6 protein-coding genes and 2 pseudogenes are annotated in these 6,597 nt (G+C 64.9%); 5 read left to right on the top strand and 3 right to left on the bottom strand.

The features are described 5' to 3' along the window. A partial coding sequence (locus EP26_RS28995; protein ID WP_043344544.1) for an IS6 family transposase occupies window positions 1–638 on the top strand: 638 nt, incomplete at its 5' end. Between the two features lie 65 nt (window positions 639–703). After that, complete coding sequence (locus EP26_RS35770) at window positions 704–856, top strand: hypothetical protein (RefSeq protein WP_157033908.1); 153 nt, start codon at window positions 704–706, stop codon at window positions 854–856. 7 nt (window positions 857–863) lie between these two features. Here EP26_RS35770 and EP26_RS29000 read toward each other — a convergent pair whose 3' ends face one another. Continuing rightward, the gene (locus EP26_RS29000; RefSeq protein WP_043344546.1) at window positions 864–1,181 is read right to left on the bottom strand and encodes a hypothetical protein; all 318 of its coding nucleotides are present in this window, start codon (window positions 1,179–1,181) and stop codon (window positions 864–866) included. Window positions 1,182–1,518: 337 nt separating this feature from the next. Further along, window positions 1,519–2,748: an ABC transporter substrate-binding protein gene (locus EP26_RS29005; protein WP_043344549.1), complete on the bottom strand. Its 1,230-nt coding sequence runs from the start codon at window positions 2,746–2,748 to the stop codon at window positions 1,519–1,521. A gap of 372 nt (window positions 2,749–3,120) precedes the next feature. Between EP26_RS29005 and EP26_RS29010 the strand changes: the two genes are divergently transcribed. The 3 genes and pseudogenes from EP26_RS29010 to EP26_RS29020 all read left to right on the top strand — a co-directional run bounded on the left by EP26_RS29010 (window position 3,121) and on the right by EP26_RS29020 (window position 6,052). After that, window positions 3,121–3,405 (top strand): hypothetical protein, encoded by a 285-nt coding sequence (locus EP26_RS29010; protein WP_043344551.1) that lies wholly within the window; start codon window positions 3,121–3,123, stop codon window positions 3,403–3,405. A 368-nt stretch (window positions 3,406–3,773) separates the two neighbouring features. Then, window positions 3,774–4,847 (top strand): ribosome small subunit-dependent GTPase A, encoded by a 1,074-nt coding sequence (gene rsgA, locus EP26_RS29015; protein ID WP_043344553.1) that lies wholly within the window; start codon window positions 3,774–3,776, stop codon window positions 4,845–4,847. 240 nt (window positions 4,848–5,087) lie between these two features. After that, a pseudogene (locus EP26_RS29020) lies at window positions 5,088–6,052 on the top strand (IS5 family transposase). A 226-nt stretch (window positions 6,053–6,278) separates the two neighbouring features. Here the strand turns inward: EP26_RS29020 and EP26_RS36530 are convergent. Further along, window positions 6,279–6,597, bottom strand: a pseudogene (locus EP26_RS36530) (methyl-accepting chemotaxis protein); the annotation flags it as partial.

The following is a 6,597-nucleotide window of genomic DNA, read 5'->3' on the forward strand; positions in this document are numbered from 1 at the left end:
TCATGTTCCCGGTCAGCTACCGTGATCTCGAGCTCATGCTGGCCGACCGCGGCGTCGAGGTGGCGCATACCACGGTGTTCCGCTGGGTGCAGACCTATGCACCGGAAATCGAGAAGCGCATTCGGCCGCACCTGCGTCTGAGCAACGGCTCCTGGAGAACCGATGAGACCTATGTTCGGGTGAAGGGCCGCTGGATGTACCTGTATCGGGCCGTGGACAGCCGTGGGCAGACCATCGACTTTCTGCTCTCGGCCAAGCGCGATGCCGAGGCTGCAAAGCGCTTCTTCCGCAAGGCACTCGGGCAGTCGCATACGGTGAACCCGCGCACCATCACCGTGGACAAGAACCCAGCTTACCCGTGCGCCACGGCGGAGATGAAGGCAGACAACGAGCTGTGGCGCTTCGCCCGGCTACGACAATGCAAGTTTCTCAATAACATTGTGGAACAAGACCACCGGCGCTTGAAACGCCTGGTCAGACCGGGTCTGGGCTTCGGCGATTTCCACACGGCACGACGAACACTGGCAGGCTACGAGGCGATGGCGATGATCAGGAAGGGGCAGGTACTGAAGGTTGGCGGACGAGACATGCGGACCCAAGCCACCTTTATCGCCGAGCTGTTCCAGGTCGCCGCCTGATCTGGAGCCTGTCAGGGCTATTCGCAATCCGCCCCAAACTTTGCAACACAACCGGCGCGGATGCGGTGCCGGACGGCCCCATAGGCTTCGGCGCCATGGGGTATGTCGGGACCGGCGCGGATGCGTGGATGGGCGGTGGGCCGAATGGCTCGACCCCCAGCACCGTCACCTATGAGATCGACAATGTGGTGATGTCGCAGTGGACCGGGATCGCCTGATCAGAGATCAGGGGAACAGCGGCGCCAGAATCTCATCCGCGCTTGGCGAGTCTTTGGTGCCGAGCCGGTCCGCGTACATTTCGGCCGCGATCGCGTACACCCCAGACAGCGGCGTGCCACTGCGTCGCCGCTCCACCAACTCTTGCCACAGCCGGCCCATGAGGTGCTTTGCATACAGGGCGGCAACGTCCTCGGCCATCTCGGTCGTGAGCAGGGTCAGCGCGATCCCATGCGACGTATCCTCACCCGGTTGGGGCGATCCTGCCGGCAGCGCCAGCAGGTCTGCCTTGTACTGATCCATCAGGCGGGGCGGGATAATGGTCACGTCAGCCTCCGGGTTGCGGCGCTCTGATGCCGCTGGAGGCCAATTGTGGCAAGCCCGGCTATGCTGCGGAAAGACCCGCACAGAGCAAGTCATTGAGCCCATTCAAACATTTCAACCGCAGGCCGATTGGCACCGGCATTTTCGTCGATATGGATACCGACAATGCGATGCCCATTCGGCGGACTGTTTCCCAGCTATACAGCCGACCCTCCACCGCATCTATTTCTGACGGCTCCCCCTAAGCGGAGTCACCTTGCTGATCGCCACCACTATCTGGAGTACGGAAGCCCCGACGGCCCCGCACCGCCTCACCCGGCGGCGCAGGCCGTTCCGGTGATCAGCGAGCCTGGGCCAGGGCACAGCCGCCCTCGCTGAGCGGCCTGAATGCCTCCTCGGGCGGCACAGCGGCGACTACTTTGTAGTAATCCCAGGCGCCGCGGCTCTCCTGCGGTGCCTTGGCTTCGAACAGATAGGCGGTGTGCAACACTCGCCCATCCGCGCGGACGGCACTGCGGCCGAACACGTCGTCCTCGGCCGGCATCGCCTTCATCCGTGCCACGGCTGCGGCGCCGCTCCGTTTCGCTTCGGCCACGCCCAGGTCCGCTGCTGCCTTGAGGTAGTGCAGTGTCGCGGCGTAGCAGGCGGCCTGAGACATGTTTGGCATCGCGCCGCCCATGGCCGGACCAATCCGCTTTGCATAGGCGCGGGTCCTGTCGTTCAGGTCCCAGTAGAAGCTCTCTGCTAGGGTCAGGCCCTGCGCAGCCTCCAGCCCGAGGGCGTGGATGTCGTTGATCTGCAGCAGCATGCCAGCCAGCTTCTGGCTGCGGCGGGTGATGCCAAACTCGGCGGCCTGCTTGATGCAGTTGACCGTGTCAGTGCCAGCATTGGCGAAGCCAATGACCTTGGCACGCGACTGCTGCGCCTGAAGCAGCGGCGAGGCGAAGTCGGTTCCTGGGAAAGGCATTCGGATAGCGCCGAGCACCTTGCCGCCCGCTGCCGTGACAAAGCTGGCGGTGTCCTTCTCAAGCGCGTGACCGAACGCGTAGTCAGCAGTGATGAAAAACCAAGTATTGTTGCCAGCACGGACGTGCGCGCCGCCGACAACGCGTGCCAACATCTGCGTGTCATAGGCCCAGTGCAGGGTATTCGGCGAGCAGCGTGCACCAGTCAGGTCGCTGGTGCCAACGTTGCAGGCGATCGCCACCTTGTCCTTCTCGCGTGCCAAGCCGGCGACGGCCAACGCGATCGCCGAATTCTGGAAGTCCATTATGACATCCACGCTGTCGCGGTCGAACCACTGGCGAGCGGCATTCAGGCCGACATCGGGCTTGCCTTGGTGGTCGGCGACCAGCACCTCAACATTAAGGCCGCGGGCCGCTGCCAGTTCTTGCACAGCTAGCTTGACATTGGCGACCGAGCCCGGGCCGCCATTGGTGCGGTAGGCGCCAGACTGATCATTCAGCACGCCGATCCTCAGCACCGGCGCCCCTTCCGCCCGAAGCCGGCCGAAGAGCGGCATGGTGGCGGCGGTCGCCGTCGCGGCAAGTAGGGAGCGTCTGCTCGTCATCCTGAATTCCTCCTTTACCCTTGGTTCAGGCCCGCGCCTGCAGGCTCATCGCCGCGTGTAGTCCAGCGGGCCGCCCAAACACCGCGCCGTGCAGAACCGGGGCCAAGCCCACGGCAAGGTTGTTGTAATCACCGACGGTCCTGCGGCGAGCATCATCTTGCATTGCTGTAGACGGGAGAAGCGCCACAATTTACCGTCCCTCTTCATCTCTGTGACGGCGCAGGGATAGGCTGGGGGCTTGTCTACCGTGATGGTATGCGGGTTGTCCGTATGCGTCTGCCTGAGCGCCCCGCGGAAAACCCGTCTGACGCAAGTGAGCGCCTGCCAGCGGCAGCGGGCTCCCGTAAAGCTCCTGGCTGCAACTCCTCAAAATTGCTGGCCCATCCCATCAAGCTCCTGCAAGCGGGCGTCCCACCGGCCCGCGCTGCCACCGAATTCTCTCGCGTCCTGGCGATCTGGACAGCTGAACTCCAGGACGACAACGAGCAGCTACAGGAGCGGCTATCCGGCTTGGCCGAGCAGATGACGACGGAAATCGAGGAAATGCACGAGGGCATCGCTGAGGCGAGCGACAAAGGGAAACCCACGCTGCGGCGGATCCTGGCGACGCATGAGGCGGTGCTGGACGCGGTGCGGAAGGCGCAGGGAGCAGGGTAGGCATCCGACCGCCCCGCCAGAGAGGCTACCGTGGCAGGCGACCCTTTGCGGACCCTCTTGGCGACAGTTCGAACGGCTATGGTTGGCCGGAAGCAGAACGGCGCCTTTCAGGCTGCCGCCGGAGTGAAGCTGCCTCTCACCCGTTGAGATGTAGCGCCACCAGTGATTATGCTCAGGCGACCGACGGGGCTATTGTCTGGCGGGTCAACGCCAATCCCTTAGCAGGGGGCATGGCGGTGCGCCATCGTCGGCGCAATACACAACTACCCGCGCAGTGTTGGGCTAATGACTTTCCGGATCACAGTCCAAAGGGGCGGTTTGCCGTTCGGTGCGTGCTAGAGTGCCCGCCCTATGTGAGAGTACCGCTTTTGATTGAACAGTATGGCTGGTCCGATGCGCTGCGGCTGGCATTCGAGCCGCATGCGCGCGCCGGCTACATCCCTGGGCGCATCATCCTCCAGCAACGCCAAGCAAATCTGGCGGTAACGGATGTCGGCACCCTGAGCGCCAGCCTCTCCGGCCGCCTGCGCCACGAGGCTCGGGAGGCGGGCCATCCGGCCGCCGGCGACTGGGTGGCTTTGTCGGCAAACGCCGGCGAAGGTACAGCCACTATCCATACCGTCCTGCCTCGCCGCACCGCCTTCGTGCGTCGGGCGGCCGACAGCGTGCAGACACTGCAGGTCATCGCCGCCAACATTGACGTCGTTTTCGTCGTCACCTCGATCAACGCTGACCTCAATCCGCGTCGGCTCGAGCGCTTCCTCGCCGCTGCCTGGCAGAGCGGTGCACGGCCGGTGGTGGTGCTGACCAAGGCCGACCTGTGCGAGCAACCCGAGGGCCAGGCCGCCGAGATCGCCGCCCTGGCTGCGGGCTGCCCGGTGGTTATCGTGTCAGTACGCCAGGGCCTTGGCTTGGGTAGTCTGATGGATCACATCAAGCCGGGCGAGACCTGTGTGCTGATCGGCTCATCGGGCGTCGGAAAATCCACGCTGGTGAATGCCTTGCTGGGTGAGGAGCGGATGGCAACCCAGGACATCCGCGCGACGGATGCCCGGGGGCGTCACACCACCAGCAATCGCCAACTCATCCTGCTCCCTGGTGGAGGGCTGCTCCTCGACACGCCTGGCATCCGCGAAGTGGGCTTAATGGACGCTGATGCGGGCCTCAGCACGGTCTTCGACGACATCGAGCGCCTAGCCCAGAATTGCCGGTTTCGTGACTGCGGGCACACCACCGAACCCGGCTGTGCGATACGCAATGCGCTGGACGAGGGCCGCCTTGATGCCGACCGTTGGGCGCACTTCCAGAAGCTGGGCCGGGAACTGACAGCGTTGGAGCTGACGAGAGACCGGACGGCGCAAGAGGTTGAACGCCGTCGCCTGGCTGCCTTGCAAAGAGCGTATCGGTCAATGAAGAAAGATCTGCGAGACCCGAGTTCCTAAACTCTGCCGGCAATGAAGGCGTACGAGCCTGAACAAGCAGCCGAATGGGTGCAGCCTGATCCTGTCAATGTCCGCTTCCGGGAAAGCTCACCCAACCGCGCCAGGTCCGAGATAGGCGTTGGGCAGCCTTGACGGTCAGCACCCACCTATGTCCACCTTGTTGCAGCGGTCGGCGGCTTGGGCCGCTTCGGGTAGGATGAGGCTGGGGCGTGCCCCCTCCACCCTCCAGGGACCGTCCTCTTGCCTTTCAAAGCGAACGCTGCTCGGCGCGACCACATTCCCAGGCAGAAGCGCAGGGTCATCAACTGGGCCGAGTACGATGCTGGCCTGCGCGCCCGCGGCAGCCTGACGGTCTGGTTCACGCCGGAAGCAATCGAGGCCTGGAAGGCTGAGCCACGTACTGGCCGGGGCGGGCAGCCCACCTACTCCGCGCTGGCGATCGCCACGGCCCTGACGCTGCGGGCGGTGTTCCGCCTGGCGCTGCGCCAGACCGAAGGCTTGATCGGCTCTATTCTCCAGCTACTCGGCCTTGACCTCGCCGTGCCGGACCACAGCACTCTCAGCCGCCGGGCTGAGATGCTCGAGGTGCCGCGGCCGCATTGCAGGCGCGAGGAGGTGCACCTGCTGGTTGACAGCACCGGACTGCGGCTGTGCGGTCCCGGCAGCTGGCTGGAAGAAAAGCATGGCAGCAAGCGGCGCCGGGCCTGGAAGATGCTGCATCTCGCCACCGACGCCGATACGGGCCAGATTGTCGCCTCGGTGCTGACCGACAGGGATGTCGATGACGGCTCGCAGGTTGGTCCCTTGCTCGAGCAGGTGGACGGTTCCGTGGCGGCCTTCATCGGCGATGGTGCTTACGATCGGGACGATGTCTATGCCGAGGTCTTGGCACACCATCCCGACGCAGCTGTGGTGGTTCCGCCACGCTCGAGCGCAGTGCCGAGTGCGGGGCCGAGAGCAAGCCGACGCAGCGGGACGTGCATCTGCGATGCATTGCCGAGCGCGGCCGCATGGGCTGGCAGCGAACCTCAGGGTACAACTGGCGTGCGCTGGTGGAAGCTGATGTCTCACGTTGGAAGCGCGTCATCGGCGACGGTCTGCGTTCACGAACGGATGGGCGGCAAACAACGGAGGTGACCGTCGCCGCCAACGTGCTGAACCGTATGCTTGAGCTTGGGAGGCCAGAATACGTCCGCATCGCCTGATCCCAAACATGGACAGGGATCCATGCGTCCAGGCTGCTGACCTGTGCAACACACTGACGGTAGAGCGCTCGCTGGAGGTTTCTCCCCTGCGAGCGCAGAGGGCGTTCAGCTCGCCGTCATGGCCAGTTTCACCAGCCAACGGGCGTTTTAGGCACTTATCGTCTTGACTGCAACGATGGCGACCTGAGCCGGCAGCAATGGGCCGGCTCAGGTGTGGCGCTGGTGGTCAGGCGGCTTTGACGCCGGTGAGGAAGGCGGCGACCTCGGAGCCGAGGCGCTCGGACTGGCGGGAGACCTCCTCGGCCGCCTGCAGGACATGGCCGGCGGCCTCGCCGGTCTCGGCCGAGGCGCGGCTGACGCCGCCGATGTTGCGGGTGACCTCCTGGGTGCCGGCGGCGGCCTGCTGGACGTTGCGGGCGATCTCCTGGGTGGCCGAGCCCTGCTCCTCGACGGCGGCGGCGATGGCGCCGGCGATCTGGTTGACCTCGCCGATGGTGCTGGCGATGCCCTGGATGGCGGCGACCGCGTCGCGGGTGGCGGTCTGG

It is taken from the genome of Belnapia moabensis DSM 16746, assembly GCF_000745835.1.
Classification (GTDB): domain Bacteria; phylum Pseudomonadota; class Alphaproteobacteria; order Acetobacterales; family Acetobacteraceae; genus Belnapia; species Belnapia moabensis.

Bases quoted from the DNA above. Each gene is read 5' to 3' on its own strand.
- EP26_RS29005 (WP_043344549.1), bottom strand. From the start codon at position 2,748: ATGACGAGCAGACGCTCCCTACTTGCCGCGACGGCGACCGCCGCCACC.